The organism is Streptomyces carminius, from assembly GCF_002794255.1.
Lineage (GTDB): Bacteria > Actinomycetota > Actinomycetes > Streptomycetales > Streptomycetaceae > Streptomyces > Streptomyces carminius.
The window spans coordinates 217,746-232,050 of the sequence record NZ_PGGW01000067.1 but is presented as its reverse complement, the minus strand read 5'-3'; the positions used below and the strand labels follow the sequence as shown (position 1 = coordinate 232,050).

Below are 14,305 nucleotides of genomic sequence, written 5' to 3'. Positions count from 1 at the left end.
CTGCTTCCTACCCCGCGCGGCACCGCTGTCACCGGACGTTCCTTCCCGGGGCGCCGTCCGTCAGGGGCCGCGTCAGGGATCGATGTCGGCCGCCGAGCGCTCGGCGAAGACCCGCATCGCCTTGGTGGTGACCGGACCGGGCGCGCCGGGCAGGACACGGCCGTCCACCCGGTGGACCGCCTGGACGTCCCGCAGGGTGGAGGTGAGGAAGATCTCCTCGGCCCGGATCAGGACGTCCAGCGGCAGGTCGGTCTCCTCCGCGCCGGTCCACTCGGTCACCAGGGCGCGGGTGACCCCCGCGAGGCAGCCGGAGGACAGCGGCGGGGTGTGCACCTCGCCGTCGAGGACGACGAAGACGTTGGAGCCGGTGCCCTCGCAGAGCCGTCCGGCCGTGTTGCCGAACAGTGCCTCGGAGGCACCCCCGTCGTGTGCGCGGGCGAGCGCGACGACGTTCTCCGCGTAGGAGGTGGTCTTCAGACCGGTCAGCGCACCGCGCTCGTTGCGGGTCCACGGCACGGTGATCACCGCGGTGCTGTCGGGGCGCCGGACCGCCTCGCCGAGGGCGGCGACCAGGGTGGGACCCGCCGTGCCGCGGTCGGAGCCGAGCGGGGACACACCGCCGGTGTAGGTGATCCGCAGCCGTCCCAGGGGCACGGGGTTGGCCTCGACGACGGCGGCGCAGGCCCGGCGTACCTCGTCCGGGTCGGGTTCGGGCAGGCCCAGGCCCCGCGCGGAGCGGGCCAGCCGGTCCAGATGGCGGGTGAGGGCGAAGGGCCGCCCCTGGACGGTCTTGACCGTCTCGAAGACGCCGTCGCCGACGGTCAGCCCGTGGTCGAACACGGACACCCGTGCCTCGTCGGCGTCACACAGCTTCCCGTCCACCCAGATCAGCGTCATGGTGCTCGTTCTCCTCAGCTCCTGCCCGTGCCGCCCGCCGTGCCGGCCGCGCCGGTGACCGGGGCCCCGGGCCCGTGTGCTCCCGACGCTACCGCCAGCAGCCGGGCCGCCTTGAGTTCGGTCTCCGCCCACTCCCGCTCCGGGTCCGACCCCCAGGTGATCCCGGCGCCCGTGCCGAAGCGCAGCACCGGGCCGCCCGGTGCCGCGCGGTCGATCCAGAAGGTGCGGATGCCCACGGCCAGCTCGCCGGTGCCGCGGTCGGCGTCCACCCACCCGATGCCGCCGCAGTACGGGCCGCGGGGGGTGGTCTCCAGGGCGCGGATGACGCGCAGCGCGCTGGACTTGGGGGCACCGGTGACCGAGCCGGGCGGGAAGGTGTGGGCCAGCAGCTCGGCCCAGCCCGCGCCGGGCGCCAGCTCGCCGCGGACGGTGGAGACGAGGTGGACCAGTCCGGGATGGGGCTCGACGGCGCACAGTTCGGGGACGGTGACCGAGCCGGTGGCGCAGACCCGGCCAAGGTCGTTGCGGACCAGGTCGACGATCATCACGTTCTCGGCGCGGTCCTTCTCCAGCAGGTCCGCCGCGGTGCGGCCGGTGCCCTTGATCGGGCGGGACTCCACGGTGCGGCCCCGGCGGCGCAGGTACAGCTCGGGCGAGGCGGTGGCGATCTCGACTCCGTGGGCGGGGAGGCGGACGGTGCCCGCGTGGGGGGCGGGGTTGCCGCGCGCCAGGAGCGCGGTCAGCGCGTCGGGGTCGGCGGCGGCCGGGTCCGGCAGCGGCGCGCTGAGCACCCGGCAGAGATTGGCCTGGTAGACCTCGCCCGCCGCTATGTGCTCGCGCACACGGCGCACCCCGGCGGTGTAGGCGGCCCGGTCCAGTGAGGAGGTCCACGTCCCGGCCGCCGGCCCCCGCCAGGCCCCGGGCCGGGGGCGGGGCGCGGGGGCGGGCCGCACGTCGCCGAAGCGGGCGCACAGCGAGCCGCCCTCGAAACCGGCGACCACCGCCCACCAGCCCGTGGAGTCCAGGGCGGCCGGGTCGTCGGTGACGTCCCGCAGGTCGGAGGCGATCACACCGCCGGAGGAGCCGCCGAAGCGGGCGAGAGGGACCGGATCACGCACGCGGCGAGTCTAAGGGCTGCCCGGGCGGCCCCGGCGGGCTCCCGGAAGGGCGCCCGGGGGTCGCGGGGCGGGCGCACCGGGGAAACGGAATTTGAGCTGGCCGGGGAATCCGCTAAAGTTCATGACGTCACCGGGCGCGTGAGCGTATGGTGACCGCACCTCCCGGGCACGGTCCGGGGGAGGCACTGCGGACGTAGCTCAGTTGGTAGAGCACCACCTTGCCAAGGTGGATGTCGCGAGTTCGAGTCTCGTCGTCCGCTCGACGGGGGCCCTGCGGCCCCCGTGCTGGTGGAGTGGCCGAGAGGCGAGGCAACGGCCTGCAAAGCCGTCTACACGGGTTCAAATCCCGTCTCCACCTCGGACGATTAGCTCAGCGGGAGAGCGCTTCCCTGACACGGAAGAGGTCACTGGTTCAATCCCAGTATCGTCCACTGAGAGGCCCGTACCGGGTCTCGTGACGCGCGATTAGCTCAGCGGGAGAGCGCTTCCCTGACACGGAAGAGGTCACTGGTTCAATCCCAGTATCGCGCACGCGGCACACCGCATCGCGGACGATTAGCTCAGCGGGAGAGCGCTTCCCTGACACGGAAGAGGTCACTGGTTCAATCCCAGTATCGTCCACGGGCCGAAGGGCCGGAGCACTGCGCTCCGGCCCTTCGCCGTGTGCCGGCGCGGGCCGGCACACGGCTCGGAACGCGTCAGGAGGAGAACAGCATCCGGCCGAAGCTCTTGTGCCGGCCGTGATGACCGTGGTGGCCGTGGTGCGGGGCGCCCCAGGCGGGCGCGGCCGGGTAGGGCTGCTGAGCGGCCGGGTAGGGCTGCTGGGCCGCCGGGGGCGGGGGCGGCGGGGCGGGCTGCGACCACTGCGCCTCGAGGCGGGTGAGCGCCTCCAGTTCACCGTAGTCCAGGAAGATCCCCCGGCAGCCGCCGCACTGCTCGATCTGGACCCCGTTGCGGGTGTAGGTCTGCATGGGCGCTCGGCACTTGGGACACTGCATCTGCCGCTTCTCCTCGCTCGTTCCGTACTCGTTCCGTGCGGCCGGTCGGCCGTACGTCCGCTCAGACGCTCCGGCGGGGTGCCGCGGATGCACCCCGGACACGTTCCGGTCGGATCCGATGCCGGTCAGCCGCCGTACCCGGGCGCCGTCCGGCCGCGACCAGCGTAGGGGCCCGGGCCGGCCGGTGACCGGACAATGCGGGAACAGGCCTCGACCAGCGCCCGGTCGGTCTCGTCCGGGGCGCGTTCCTCGGCGGCGGCCCGGGCCAGGGAACGGGCGGCGGTCTGGACGGTCAGCGCCCGCGCCGGGATGTCCAGCCACGGCCAGGGGTCCGGCCCGTCGCCGGGGACGGCGGGACCGCCCGCGGTCCGGTAGGCGGTCAGGAAGCGGCCGAAGTCCGCGGGCGGGAGCAGCCCGGCGGCGAACCAGGCGGCGGGCCGGGCCAGATCCCAGGCCGGGTCGCCCGGACCCAGGTCGTCGACGTCGATCAGGTGCCAGGGACCGCCGGGCGCCGGATACCGCACGAGCTGCCCCAGGTGCAGGTCCCCGTGGCACAGGGCGTCGTCGCGCGGCGGCGGGGCCGCGCCCAGCGCCCAGGCGGGCAGCGTCTCCCCGGCCGCGGCCACGGTCCGGGCCGCGGCCGTGCGGGGAACCTCGCGGCGCAGGAGTTCCAGGGCACGGACCACCCGGGCGGGACCGCGCATCGGCGGAAGCGGGCCGGGCAACCCGGCCAGGGGCACGGAGTGCAGCCGGGCCAGCAGCGCACCGGCCGCCTCCCAGGGCGCCGCCCCGGGCGCGCCGGGATCGACGGGGGTGCCGTAGGGCCACAGGCTGATCCGGCGGCCGCCGGGCAGTGTGCCCAGCAGCGGGCCACCCGGCTCCCTGCCGCTGCCGCGGCCCGTGCCGGCGCGTGGCGGCGGGACGGGCCGCGGCAGCGGCAGGGGCGCGAGCAGGACACCGCGCAGCAGGGGGTGGGCCGCCACCCGCAGCCGGGCCGCGAGCGGAGCCGGGTCGCCGCCGGAATCGTGGGCCTTGGCCACGACGGCGCCGCTTCGGACGACGGTGGCGTCGTCCCGGCCGGCGAGCACCACCGGATCACCGTCACCCGGATCAGCGCCGCCCGCCGCCCGGTGTGCGAGTTGCGCGAGTTGCCCGAGCTGCGCGGTGAGCGACGCACCCGTGGATGTGCTCATGAGGTCCTTCCGGGGCCGTACGGTCCGCCGGGCCCGCACGCGAAGACGGGCCGCCCAGCGGATCGTACGGCCCGGACCCGCCGTCCGGACCGGGCCCGGGCAACGCGGAGCCCGGGCAGTCTGGGACTGCCCGGGCTTCACGCCGTCCGCCGTACCCCCGTCCCCACGGGGTTGAGTGGCCGGATTCCCCGGTTCGGGCCGCTCTCCCGAGACCCGGGGCCCGTGTTCAGAGCCCCAGGAGCCCGGCCACGGACGACGCCTGTACGACGACCGCCTCCACACCGCCGAAGACGACGGCGAGCAGGGCGGCCAGCGGAAGGACCATGGCGACGGCCACCAGCGGGTGGCGCCGGGTGCCGGGCCGGGCGCCGAAGGCGGGAATACCCGAGACTTCCGCGATCCCCGCCAGGCGCCCCCGCGCCCGGACCGGCGGGCCTCCTGCCGTGTGCGTCATGGTCCGCTCCTGTCGTGGTCTGGGGCGGCGGGCTTCCGACCTCGGGGGACGAGTGCTGTCGCCCGCCGCTTGCCCTCAACACTAGGCGCGGGGCCCGTATCGGGGCGTCATGCCCGCGTACCGATCCGGGGCCTCCCGCAGGATGACTCCGCCGGGCTCCCGGTACTCCCCAGGGTGGACATCCGCTCCTCCCGTCCCCGGGACTTCCCGGAGGGGGCACGGCCCGCCGCCGGTCAGCGCGGTGTCTCCGCGGCGCTGTCCTCCCGCGGTATCGGGTGCTCCACCAGGGCCAGCACCCGGTTGGCCATGAAGCGCGCGGTGCGTACGGCCGAGCCGTTGCGTGTCACCTCGCTCACCTCCACCACTCCCCTGCGCACCTGTGTCTCGACCCGCCTGCCCGCACGCGTGGCCGCCATCTCGTAGGTACGGGTGGTGTCCCCGGCGTCCACCACTATCTCCACCCAGTCGCCCTTCATACCGAGCTCCCCCTTCCCGGAGGTCCGCTCGACGCCTCCGGCGCCTCTGAACAGGACTTCTTTCCCTGTGGTACCCCGATGGGCCCTCGCTCGCCCACCTTCTCAGTGTCCCACCCGGCACTGACAGCAGTCCCGGCCGCGGGCACCGGCCTGTCGGCGCCCCGGGGGTGCAGTCCGTAAGCTGTGGCACGTCACAGGACCGGGCAGGGCGGGGCGGGCCCGCCGGGATACGGGGCGGGCCCGCCGGCCGGAGGCAGGGAAGGAATGGCGCTGATGCGGCTCCGGAGAGAGGACCCGCGAGTCGTCGGCTCGTTCAGGCTCCACCGGCGGCTGGGCGCGGGCGGCATGGGCGTGGTGTACCTCGGCTCCGACCGGCGCGGGCAGCGGGTGGCCCTGAAGGTGATCCGGCCGGATCTCGCGGAGGACCCGGAGTTCCGCTCGCGCTTCGCGCGTGAGGTGTCGGCCGCACGGCGGATCCGGGGCGGGTGCACCGCCCGGCTGGTGGCGGCCGATCTGGAGGCGGACCGGCCGTGGTTCGCGACCCAGTACGTGCCCGGTCCCTCGCTGCACGACAAGGTGAACGCGGAGGGTCCGCTGGGCGTCGCGCAGGTCGCCTCCACCGGCGCGGCGCTGGCCGAGGGGCTGCTGGCGGTGCACGAGGCCGGGGTGGTGCACCGGGACCTGAAGCCGTCGAACATCCTGCTGTCCCCCAAGGGCCCGCGCATCATCGACTTCGGCATCGCCTGGGCCACGGGAGCCAGCACGCTGACCCGTGTCGGCACCGCGGTGGGCTCGCCCGGATTCCTGGCCCCGGAGCAGGTGCGGGGCGCGGCCGTGACCCCGGCGACGGACGTCTTCGCGCTGGGCGCCACGCTGGCGTACGCGGCGACCGCGGACTCCCCGTTCGGGCAGGGCAGTTCGGAGGTGATGCTGTACCGGGTGGTGCACGAGGAACCGCAGCTGCACGGGGTGCACGCGGCGCTGGCGCCACTGGTACGGGCCTGTCTGGCGAAGAACCCGGAGGACCGGCCGAGCACGCTGCAACTGTCCCTGCGGCTGCGGGAGATCGCCGCCCGGGAGGCGCGCGGACTGCCGGAGGGGGCGGCCACGGGGGCGGCCGTACGGCCGGCCCGGCCCGCGGCGGCCCGGCGGACGGAGCGGCACCCGGGGCCGCGCGCCGCGCGCGAGGACGACCCCCCGCCGGGAAACCGGGGGACGCGGGGACAGGAGGGCCGGGACGCCTCCCGCTCCTCCGCTCCGCGCACGCCTCCCCGCGGTGCCGCCCGCCCGGCGGACGGTGCCGGACGGAAGGGCGGGGGACGGGCTCCGGCCCGGCCCGCCCCCCGCGGCCCGGCCCGCGCCGGCGGCGGCCGGACGGGGACACGGCGCCCGGCGCCGGACCCGCGGCTGCTGCGGCAGCGTCTGATCGTGTTCGTGACGGTGACGCTGCTGGTCGCCCTGGGCATCGCGGCGGCGCAGGGCTGCCAGGGCCCGGCCCGGGGCCTGGACCGGGCCCCGGGCGTCCCGGAGGCTCCGGACAACCCGGGTGCCGCCGCTCCCGGCGTCCCGCCCACCGCGCACAGCACCGCCCCGACGGGGCCCGGCGCCGTACCGCGCCGCTGACCGCCGTCAGCGGGCGGCGGTCAGGTCACAGCTCGCCGAGCGCGGCGAGGACGGTCAGGCACAGCGGGAGGGTGGCGGCGAAGGCGGCGCCCGCGTGGAGCACCGCCTCCGGAAAGGATCTGCCCGTCGCACCGGCGAGGATGCCCGCCACCAGGGCGACGAGGGCGGAGAACAGGACGGCCACCAGGACCCACAGGGCCCTGACCGTCCGGGGGTGCGAGATGTGCTGGGTGTCCACCGGTCGCCTTCCTTCCCTTCGGGAGGACGGACGGAGCGGAGCCCGGAAACCTCGGCCCGGCCATCCTCTGGATGGGCAAAGTCGAGGCCTGCACCCCCAGTACAGGCCTTTGGTTGTCGACGTGTGCGGGTCGCGGCGGCCGACTCTCCGCTGTCCGATCCCGCCGTCCGAGTACCGGTCCGACCTAATTTATCACAGATAGTCACTGTCTACTACATTTCAGCACGCGGTGTCCTTCCGTGCCTCGGCCAGGGCGTAGAAGCCGACCGCCGCCGCTGCCGCGATGTTCAGCGAGTCGATCCCGTGCGCCATCGGAATCCGTACCCGCAGGTCGGCGGCGCGCAGGGCCCCGGCGGACAGCCCCTGCCCCTCGGAACCGAGCATGACCGCGCACCGCCGCAGCGTCTCGCGGGGCACCTCGCCCAGCGGCACGGCGCCCGGATCGGGGGTGAGGGCCAGCAGCGGGTAGCCGGCCTCCCGGACGGTCCGCAGCCCGCCGGGCCAGTCCTCGACGCGCGCGTGCGGGACGGAGAAGACCGCCCCCATGGACACCTTGACCGAGCGGCGGTAGAGAGGGTCCGCGCAGTCCGGGGAGAGGAGGACAGCACCGACCCCGAGAGCCGCGGCCGACCGGTACACGGCCCCGACGTTCGTGTGATCGACGAGACCCTCCAGGACGGCCACGGTGCCGCGCTCCTCCGTCAGCAGGCCGGCCGGCGAGGGCAGCGGCCGGCGGTGCATCGAGGCCAGCGCACCGCGGTGGACGTGGTAGCCCGTCACCTCCTCGGCGAGCTCGGGGCTGACGGTGTAGACCGGCGCCGGGACCCGTTCGGTCACGTCGCGCATCGCCTCGGCCCAACGGGGCGTCAGCAGCATCGACCGCATCCGGTACCCGGCCGCGAGGGCGCGCCGGATGACCTTCTCGCCCTCGGCGATGAACAGGCCCTCGGCCGGCTCGCGCCTGCGCCGCAGCTGTACGTCGGTCAGGTCCGTGTAGTCGGCCAGCCGCGGATCACCGGGATCCTCCACGGTGACCGGTCCGCTCGTCCCGGCCGCCGCGGCCGCGCTCTCCTCCCCCGTCATGGCCCGTCGTCCTCCGTCACCGCGGACCGCGGGCGGCCGGCCCCACACCGACCACCTCGCCCACCACGATCACCGCCGGCGGCCGTACGTCCTCCGCCCCGACCGCCTCCGCCACGGTCGCCAGGGTGGCGTCCACCCGGCGCTGGCCGGCCATCGTGCCCTCCTGCACCACCGCGACGGGTGTCCCCGGGTCCCGGCCGTGCTCGGTGAGGGTGCGGGCGATGGCACCGATCCGCTCCACCGCCATCAGCAGCACCAGCGTGCCGCGCAGCTTCGCCAGGGCCGCCCAGTCCACCAGCGAGCGCGGATCGTCGGGAGCGACATGACCGCTGACCACCGTGAACTCGTGGGCCACCCCGCGGTGGGTGACCGGGATCCCGGCGGCCCCGGGCACGCTGACGGCACTGGAGATCCCGGGCACCACGGTGACCGGGACGCCGGCCTCGGCCAGCGCCTGCGCCTCCTCCATGCCCCGGCCGAAGACGAAGGGGTCACCGCCCTTGAGCCGTACGACGAACCTCCCCGCCCTCGCGTGCGCCACAAGGGCCTCGTTGATGGCCTCCTGGGCCATCGCCCGGCCGTAGGGGATCTTGGCCGCGTCGATCACCTCGACATGCGGCGGCAGTTCGTCCAGCAGGTCGCGCGGGCCGAGCCGGTCGGCGATCACCACGTCCGCCTCGGCAAGCAGCCGGCGGCCGCGCACGGTGATCAGGTCCGGGTCGCCGGGGCCGCCGCCGACCAGGGCGACGCCGCTGCGGCGGGCACGGTGCCGCGGAGCGGTCAGGGTGCCGTCGCGCAGGCCCTCCACCACGGCGTCGCGCACGGCGGCCGAGCGGCGCGGATCCCGCCCGGTGAGCACCGCGACGGTGACCCCCTCGCTGCGGCCGGTGGCCGGGGTCCAGGCGGTGGCGGCCTCCGCGTCGTCGCTGCGCACACACCACACCCGCAGCCGTTCGGCCTCGGCGGAGGCGGCGGCGTTGGCCTCGGTGTCGTCGGTGGCGACGACCGCGTACCAGGCGCCGTCCAGATCGCCCGGCCGGTAGGCCCGGCGCTCCCAGCGCAGCTCGCCCGCCTCGGCCATGGCCTCCACGGAGGGGGTCGCCGAGGGGGCGATCAGCAGGACGTCGGCGCCCGCGGCCAGCAGCGCGGGCAGCCGCCGCTGGGCGACGGTGCCGCCGCCCAGGACGACCACACGGCGCCCGGTCAGGCGCAGTCCCACGGGATAGGCGGGGTGCGGGGGACGGTCGGACATGGCTGTGCGGCTCCTTGGAGGTCTTCCCCTCGTCCGGCCCGCGGACCGGAGGGGGCCTTCGGCCGCTGCGGCGGTGGAGCGGCGAGGACGGCTCCGTCCGTACGGCGGCCGGAGGGCGGCGGAACGGACGGCGGGCCACGGGCAGCCTACGACGCTCCGCCCGTGCCCGCTGTGCCGCGGGTCACCGGCGCAGCGGGCACGTAAGCACGCCGGTGCGCCCGCGGACGAGGTCCGGGGCGCACCGGCGCGGGTCAGTTCTTCTCCGTGACGCCCGCCGAGTCGAAGGTGGCGACCTCGTGCATGGCGCGGGCCGCGCTCTGCACCACCGGCAGGGCCAGCAGCGCGCCCGTGCCCTCGCCGAGCCTCAGATCGAGGTCGATCAGTGGACGCAGACCCAGCTTGGCCAGCGCGGCGACATGGCCGGGCTCCGCGCTGCGGTGGCCGGCGATGCAGGCGGCCAGTGCCTCGGGGGCGATGGCCCGGGCGGCCAGGGCCGCCGCCCCCGCGCTCACCCCGTCCAGGATGACCGGGGTACGCAGCGAGGCGCCGCCGAGGATCAGGCCGGCGAGCGCGGCGTGCTCCAGCCCACCGACGGCGGCGAGGACGCCGAGGGGGTCGGCCGCGTCGGGCCGGTGCAGTTCCAGGGCGCGGCGTACGACGTCGATCTTGTGGGCGTGCATCTCGTCGCTGACACCGGTGCCCCGGCCGGTGACCTCGGCCGGGTCTGCGCCGGTGAAGACGGCGACCAGCGCGGCGGAGACGGTGGTGTTGGCGATGCCCATCTCACCGGTGAGGAGCGCCTTGTTGCCCGCCGCGACCAGGTCGCGGGCGGTCTCGATGCCCACCTCCAGTGCGCGCATCACCTCCTCGCGGGTGAGCGCGGGACCGGTCGTGAAGTCCGCCGTGCCGGGCCGCACCTTGCGCGGCAGCAGCCCCGGCATGTTCGGCAGCTCGCCCGCCACGCCCACGTCGACCACACAGATCTCGGCACCGACCTGGCTCGCGAAGGCGTTGCAGACCGCGCCGCCGGCCAGGAAGTTGGCGACCATCTGCGCCGTGACCTCCTGCGGCCAGGCGGTGACGCCCTGGGCGTGCACCCCGTGGTCCCCGGCGAAGACGGCGACGGCCGCCGGTTCGGGCACCGGCGGAGGACACCGCCGGGCCAGCCCGCTGAGCTGGGCGGAGATGATCTCCAGCATGCCCAGCGCGCCGGACGGCTTGGTCATCCGCTTCTGGCGCTCCCACGCCTCGCCGAGCGCCTTGGCGTCCAGCGGACGGATGCCCTGCAGGGTCTCGGTCAGCAGGTCGTGCGGCTGCTCGGCGCCGGGGAGCACCCGGCGGCCGTAGGACTCCTCGTGGACGACCCAGGACAGCGGACGGCGCTTGGACCAGCCCGCCTGCACCAGCTCGGGCTCGTCCGGGAAGGCGTCCACGTACCCGACGCACAGGTAGGCGACCACCTCCAGGTGCTCGGGCAGGCCGAGCACCCGCACCATCTCGCGCTCGTCGAAGAAGCTGACCCAGCCCACTCCCAGGCCCTCGGCACGGGCGGCGAGCCAGAGGTTCTCGACCGCCAGCGCCGAGGAGTACGGCGCCATCTGCGGCTGAGTGTGGCGGCCGAGCGTGTGGCGGCCGCCGCGGGTGGGGTCGGCGGTGACGACGATGTTGACCGGGGTGTCGAGTATCGCCTCGACCTTCATCTCCCGGAACTGCTTGGCACGGCCCTTGGGCAGCGACATGGCGTACGCGTCCCGCTGGCGCATGGCCAGTTCGTGCATCGTCCGGCGGGTCTCCTCGGAGCGGATGATGACGAAGTCCCACGGCTGGGAGTGGCCGACGCTGGGGGCGGTGTGGGCCGCCTCCAGGACCCGCAGCAGCACCTCGTCCGGGATCGGGTCCGGGCGGAAGCCGTTGCGCACGTCGCGCCGCTCGCGCATCACCCGGTGCAGCGCCTCCCGTTCGGCCTCGCCGTAGCCGGGTGCGGGGCCGCGGTCGGCGTCCTCTCCGACGGCGTCCTCCCGCCTCTCCGGGACCTGCGGAGCGGGCTCCTCCGGTACGGCGGACTCCTGCGCCGCGGGCTCCGGCACGGGATCCGCGGCGGGCGCCGTGTCCTCCGCCGCGGCCTCTCCCAGGGCCTCCCCCGTGGCCTCTTCCGCGTTCTCCGCCGCCTCCCGGCTCTCCCCGTCCGCGGCCACCGAAGCGCCCTGGGTGGGGGGCGGCGCGCTCTCCGGGCCCGTCGCGGGAGTCTCCACGGCGGTTCCGGAAGCGCTCTCCCCGGAAGAGGCGGCCGGTACGGCCTCCATCACCTGGGGTCCGGCGCCGGGCACGGACGTCATGGCGAGCTGCGGTTCGGGGGCCGGGACCGGCCCGGTGACCGGCGACCCGGCGGGTTCCGGGGCGGGCGTCCCGGTCGGCTCCCCGTCCGGGACCTCCGCCTGCGGGGCTTCCGGCGGCCCGGCCGGTTCCCCGGCGTCCTCCGCGCCCGGTACGTCCGCCGGACCCGCGGGTGCCGCGGTGTCCTGGGACGCCACGGGATCATGGGGCTCCGCGAAGTCCTGGAGCTGCTGCTCCGGGGCCGCGACCGGCTGTTCGGGGGCGTGGTGCGGCCCGGGCGCGGTGGCCTCGGCCGGTTCGGCGGGCACGACAGGCTCGGCGGTCTCGGGCGCGGGGCCCGCGGCTTCCGTGGACACCTCCGGTCCGACCGGTGCCTGCTCCGGCGCCGGGCTCTGCGGCCAGGTGGCCGCAGAGCCGTCCGGGGCCGGAATCGCGGCGAGGTCGGGGCCGGGCAGCGGCGGGCCGGCGACCGGCCCGGCGAACTCCCCGGTGGCCGGGCCCTGCTGCTCCGGGGCCGGGGCGGGGGCAGGGGGAGCCCAGGCGTCCGCCGGCGCGGGCTCCTGCGGGAGTACGCCGGACTGCGGGCCGTGCGGTTCCGCCGTCTCCGGCACCGCCCGGTCGCCGGTCGCCGCGGGCCCCTCGTGGGCCACCTCGAAGTGCTCGGGCCCCGTCGTGTGCGGCCCCGGCTGCCGCACCGGCCCGGCCTCCGGGAAGCCGGACGGAGCGGGCGGCGGGGTCGGGCCGCGGTCGGCGAGCGAGCGGACCATACCGGACTGCTCCGGCACGGGCGGTCCCAGATGCAGCGGACGCGGCGGGGTCGGGGTGGCGGACGCCGGGCCCCCGTGCTCGTGGCGCGCGGGCGGTACGGGCGCCGCCGGGCCGGCCGGTTCGTACGGCCCGGACCCGGGGGCGGACGGCATGGCGGCCGTCTCGCCCCACGCCCCCTGGGTGCTGGGCAGCAGCAGGTCGTCCTCGTCGCCCGCCGGAGCGCCGCCGGCGGGATTCTCGAAGGTGTACGTGCCGGGCGCCGGCGCGACCGGCTGCTCCAGCTGCCCGCCCGCGCTCTCCGGCTGCCCCTCGCCGGGGACCTGGCCGGTGTCAGTCATGCGTACCCCTCGCCCATCGGTAGTGCTCCTTCCAACCCCAGCGGGTGGCGCGCCCGGCCGACGACGACGGCGGACCGGGCCCGGTGTGATGCGTATCCCGCCTGAACCATCCGGACATTGACGGACGAAGCATCAATCCCGGCTGGCGGCACAACGATCCATCAGCCTACCCGGCACCGGACACCCGGGGTGCCGGGGGTGGACGGGAAGGAGGGCTCGGATCCGGCCGGACGCGAGCCGTCCCGGCGGATTCACACCCGGCTTCCGGACAGCAGGAAGACGACCGAGCGGTCCCGTTCGGTCCACTCCCGGGTGTCCAGTTCCACGGCCTGGAGCAGCACGCACTCCACCGCGTAACCGCCGTCCGCCAGCGCCCGGCCGAGGGCCTCGGCCTCGTCCCGGGTGGCGGCGTGCGTGACGATCCGCCCGGGTCTGCGGTCGGCGCACGCGGCGACCGTACGCGCTCCCCCACCTCCGACTCGCACCAGGTCGGGTTCGGGAAGGCCCTCCAGGGCCAGGGGCGCGACGCCGGACACGACCTGGACCTGTACCCCGAGGCGCCGCGCGGTGGCGGACAGCCGGGCGCAGGCGGCCGGGTCGCGCTCGACGGCGAGGACGGCCGAGCCGAAGCGGGCGGCGTCCACGGCGAGTGCCCCGTCGCCCACCCCGACGTCCCACAGCAGATCACCGGGCCGGGGGCCGAGCCGGGCCAGTTGGAGGGCCCGCAACTGGGCCGGGGTCCCGCCGTCGGAGACCGGCTCCCGGGCGCCCGGGGGGCCGGCCCCGGCGTACTCGGCGGCCGGCCGGGCCCAGCCGCGCACGGGATGCGGCCGGCCGGCCCCGTGCCCGGCCAGCCAGCCGCCGTCCCGCTCGGGGGCCGGCTCGGCGCCGGGTGTGCCGCCCACCACGATCACCACGTTGGGATCACGCCAGACGTGGTCGGCGACCTTGTCCGAGGTCAGGACGGTGACCCGCTCGCGGTCGGTGCCCAGTTCCTCGCAGATGACGAAGGTGCGGTGCACCCCCTCCAGCAGCAGGGCCAGTTCGGCGGGCCCGGCACCGGGTGAGGTGAGGACGGCGACCTTGGGGTGCGCCCGGCAGACGTTGACGGCGCGGCGCAGCGTACGGCCGTGGGCGACGACGATCCGCGCGTCGTCCCAGGGCATTCCGGCGCGTGCGAAGGCGGCGGCGACGGAGGAGACCGCGGGGACGACCTCCACCTCCAGACCGTGCTCGGGCGCGCGCAGGGCGCGGACGACGCCGAAGAAGCCGGGGTCCCCGTCGGCGAGGACCACCGCGGTGCCGCGGTGCCCGGCGATGCGCCGGGCGGCCGGCGCCACGCCGCCCAGCCGGATGCGCTCGGCCCCGGCCGGCACCTCGGGCAGGGTCAGATGATGGGCGGCACCCGCGACGAGGGTCGCCGCGCCGAGAGCGGCCCGGGCGGCCTCGCTCAGCGGCGAGCCGTCCCACCCGATCACGGTGACACGGTCGGCCATCGGCGGCTTTCTCCTGGGCGTGTCGCGGTACGGGGAC

Annotated in this window: 12 protein-coding genes and 5 tRNA genes; 6 read left to right on the top strand and 11 right to left on the bottom strand. The window is 76.1% G+C overall.

Annotation, left to right across the window (positions count from 1 at the left end; all coding sequences use genetic code 11):
• Window positions 1-72 precede the first annotated feature (72 nt).
• Both CUT44_RS25420 and CUT44_RS25415 read right to left on the bottom strand, forming a co-directional pair.
• A complete protein-coding gene (locus CUT44_RS25420; RefSeq protein WP_100204254.1) occupies window positions 73-897 on the bottom strand; it encodes an aminotransferase class IV in 825 nt (274 codons plus the stop codon).
• Between the two features lie 14 nt (window positions 898-911).
• Window positions 912-2,015 (bottom strand): chorismate-binding protein, encoded by a 1,104-nt coding sequence (locus CUT44_RS25415; RefSeq protein ID WP_100204253.1) that lies wholly within the window; start codon window positions 2,013-2,015, stop codon window positions 912-914.
• A gap of 187 nt (window positions 2,016-2,202) precedes the next feature.
• On the opposite strand from CUT44_RS25415, the gene CUT44_RS25410 reads away from it, so the two are divergent.
• From CUT44_RS25410 to CUT44_RS25390, 5 genes are all read left to right on the top strand, one after another.
• Window positions 2,203-2,275: transfer RNA gene (locus CUT44_RS25410), tRNA-Gly, on the top strand.
• Between the two features lie 27 nt (window positions 2,276-2,302).
• Window positions 2,303-2,373: transfer RNA gene (locus tag CUT44_RS25405), tRNA-Cys, on the top strand.
• A 1-nt stretch (window position 2,374) separates the two neighbouring features.
• Window positions 2,375-2,446, top strand: a tRNA-Val gene (locus tag CUT44_RS25400).
• A gap of 28 nt (window positions 2,447-2,474) precedes the next feature.
• Window positions 2,475-2,546, top strand: a tRNA-Val gene (locus tag CUT44_RS25395).
• Between the two features lie 18 nt (window positions 2,547-2,564).
• Window positions 2,565-2,636, top strand: a tRNA-Val gene (locus tag CUT44_RS25390).
• A gap of 77 nt (window positions 2,637-2,713) precedes the next feature.
• Here the strand turns inward: CUT44_RS25390 and CUT44_RS25385 are convergent.
• The 4 genes from CUT44_RS25385 to CUT44_RS25370 all read right to left on the bottom strand — a co-directional run bounded on the left by CUT44_RS25385 (window position 2,714) and on the right by CUT44_RS25370 (window position 5,136).
• A complete protein-coding gene (locus CUT44_RS25385) occupies window positions 2,714-3,013 on the bottom strand; it encodes a TFIIB-type zinc ribbon-containing protein (RefSeq protein ID WP_100204252.1) in 300 nt (99 codons plus the stop codon).
• 125 nt (window positions 3,014-3,138) lie between these two features.
• Window positions 3,139-4,206 (bottom strand): phosphotransferase family protein, encoded by a 1,068-nt coding sequence (locus CUT44_RS25380; RefSeq protein WP_100204251.1) that lies wholly within the window; start codon window positions 4,204-4,206, stop codon window positions 3,139-3,141.
• Window positions 4,207-4,432: 226 nt separating this feature from the next.
• On the bottom strand, window positions 4,433-4,660 hold the full coding sequence (locus tag CUT44_RS25375; RefSeq protein WP_100204250.1) for a hypothetical protein: 228 nt from the start codon (window positions 4,658-4,660) through the stop codon (window positions 4,433-4,435).
• 233 nt (window positions 4,661-4,893) lie between these two features.
• Window positions 4,894-5,136 carry a hypothetical protein gene (locus CUT44_RS25370; protein WP_100204249.1) on the bottom strand — a complete coding sequence of 81 codons (243 nt, stop codon included), beginning with the start codon at window positions 5,134-5,136 and terminating at the stop codon, window positions 4,894-4,896.
• Window positions 5,137-5,400: 264 nt separating this feature from the next.
• Here CUT44_RS25370 and CUT44_RS25365 point away from each other — a divergent pair, with 264 nt between their 5' ends.
• Window positions 5,401-6,759, top strand: coding sequence for a serine/threonine-protein kinase (locus CUT44_RS25365; protein WP_100204248.1), 1,359 nt, complete (start codon window positions 5,401-5,403; stop codon window positions 6,757-6,759).
• 25 nt (window positions 6,760-6,784) lie between these two features.
• Here CUT44_RS25365 and CUT44_RS25360 read toward each other — a convergent pair whose 3' ends face one another.
• The 5 genes from CUT44_RS25360 to cbiE all read right to left on the bottom strand — a co-directional run bounded on the left by CUT44_RS25360 (window position 6,785) and on the right by cbiE (window position 14,268).
• Complete coding sequence (locus CUT44_RS25360) at window positions 6,785-6,997, bottom strand: hypothetical protein (RefSeq protein ID WP_233221653.1); 213 nt, start codon at window positions 6,995-6,997, stop codon at window positions 6,785-6,787.
• Between the two features lie 219 nt (window positions 6,998-7,216).
• Window positions 7,217-8,080: a TrmH family RNA methyltransferase gene (locus tag CUT44_RS25355; RefSeq protein WP_100204464.1), complete on the bottom strand. Its 864-nt coding sequence runs from the start codon at window positions 8,078-8,080 to the stop codon at window positions 7,217-7,219.
• A gap of 16 nt (window positions 8,081-8,096) precedes the next feature.
• The gene (gene cobA, locus CUT44_RS25350; RefSeq protein ID WP_100204247.1) at window positions 8,097-9,332 is read right to left on the bottom strand and encodes a uroporphyrinogen-III C-methyltransferase; all 1,236 of its coding nucleotides are present in this window, start codon (window positions 9,330-9,332) and stop codon (window positions 8,097-8,099) included.
• A gap of 251 nt (window positions 9,333-9,583) precedes the next feature.
• On the bottom strand, window positions 9,584-12,772 hold the full coding sequence (gene cobT, locus CUT44_RS25345) for a nicotinate-nucleotide--dimethylbenzimidazole phosphoribosyltransferase (protein WP_100204246.1): 3,189 nt from the start codon (window positions 12,770-12,772) through the stop codon (window positions 9,584-9,586).
• A 251-nt stretch (window positions 12,773-13,023) separates the two neighbouring features.
• Window positions 13,024-14,268 carry a precorrin-6y C5,15-methyltransferase (decarboxylating) subunit CbiE gene (cbiE, locus tag CUT44_RS25340; protein ID WP_100204245.1) on the bottom strand — a complete coding sequence of 415 codons (1,245 nt, stop codon included), beginning with the start codon at window positions 14,266-14,268 and terminating at the stop codon, window positions 13,024-13,026.
• Between the last annotated feature and the right edge of the window lie 37 nt (window positions 14,269-14,305).

Coding starts and splice junctions, on each gene's coding strand:
- CUT44_RS25420 (WP_100204254.1), bottom strand. CDS start 897: ATGACGCTGATCTGGGTGGACGGGAAGCTGTGTGACGCCGACGAGGCA.
- CUT44_RS25385 (WP_100204252.1), bottom strand. CDS start 3,013: ATGCAGTGTCCCAAGTGCCGAGCGCCCATGCAGACCTACACCCGCAAC.
- CUT44_RS25380 (WP_100204251.1), bottom strand. CDS start 4,206: ATGAGCACATCCACGGGTGCGTCGCTCACCGCGCAGCTCGGGCAACTC.
- CUT44_RS25375 (WP_100204250.1), bottom strand. CDS start 4,660: ATGACGCACACGGCAGGAGGCCCGCCGGTCCGGGCGCGGGGGCGCCTG.
- CUT44_RS25370 (WP_100204249.1), bottom strand. CDS start 5,136: ATGAAGGGCGACTGGGTGGAGATAGTGGTGGACGCCGGGGACACCACC.
- CUT44_RS25365 (WP_100204248.1), top strand. CDS start 5,401: ATGGCGCTGATGCGGCTCCGGAGAGAGGACCCGCGAGTCGTCGGCTCG.
- CUT44_RS25355 (WP_100204464.1), bottom strand. CDS start 8,080: ATGACGGGGGAGGAGAGCGCGGCCGCGGCGGCCGGGACGAGCGGACCG.
- cobA (WP_100204247.1), bottom strand. CDS start 9,332: ATGTCCGACCGTCCCCCGCACCCCGCCTATCCCGTGGGACTGCGCCTG.
- cobT (WP_100204246.1), bottom strand. CDS start 12,772: ATGACTGACACCGGCCAGGTCCCCGGCGAGGGGCAGCCGGAGAGCGCG.
- cbiE (WP_100204245.1), bottom strand. CDS start 14,268: ATGGCCGACCGTGTCACCGTGATCGGGTGGGACGGCTCGCCGCTGAGC.